The sequence below is a fragment of the Kosakonia sp. H7A genome, assembly GCF_003028445.1.
GTDB classification, from domain to species: domain Bacteria; phylum Pseudomonadota; class Gammaproteobacteria; order Enterobacterales; family Enterobacteriaceae; genus Kosakonia; species Kosakonia radicincitans.
On sequence record NZ_PYTZ01000061.1, the window covers coordinates 1 to 540 of the forward strand.

Below are 540 nucleotides of genomic sequence, written 5' to 3' on the forward strand. Positions count from 1 at the left end.
AAGCCGCCGGGATTCCGATGGAGGTGCTGCACCGCGTGGCCTCGATGGCGTCCGGCGGCATGGATACCTTGCCGCACAACGGCGCGGTGATCACGCTGCTGGCGGTGACGGGGTTGAGCCACCGGCAGTCCTATAAGGACATCTTCGCCATTACGTTGATCAAGACGCTGGCGGTGTTCGCGGTGATCGGGATCTACGGGGCCACCGGGTGGGTGTAGGGGATTGCAGCCCCTCTGCGCTGCCGCGCGCCGCAATCTGTTCGCGTCGACCGTCTCGCAAAGCGGCTACCACTGCCCCACCTGCCGGTAGCGTTCGTCTTCCTCGACCAGCCAGGCGATGCCGCGCTGCTCGAAACGCAGCACCTTCGTATTGCCTTGGCCGTCGGTATAGAACGCGGCCGTCGCGGTGAGCACATCGCCCACGAAACTGCGTGCCGTCCACGCCATGGTGGGATAGCTGCGCACCAGAAACTGTTGCGCCGCACGGCCGGGCTTGCTGCCTTGAAACTCCGCGATCTGTTCCTGCGTCGTATCGGGAAAC

General features: G+C 64.8%; 1 protein-coding gene and 1 pseudogene. One reads left to right on the top strand and one right to left on the bottom strand.

The window, feature by feature from the left end:
• A pseudogene (locus CWM66_RS28145) lies at positions 1-218 on the top strand (GntP family permease); the annotation flags it as partial.
• A 66-nt stretch (positions 219-284) separates the two neighbouring features.
• Here the strand turns inward: CWM66_RS28145 and CWM66_RS28985 are convergent.
• A partial coding sequence (locus tag CWM66_RS28985) for a hypothetical protein (RefSeq protein WP_158262972.1) occupies positions 285-540 on the bottom strand: 256 nt, incomplete at its 5' end.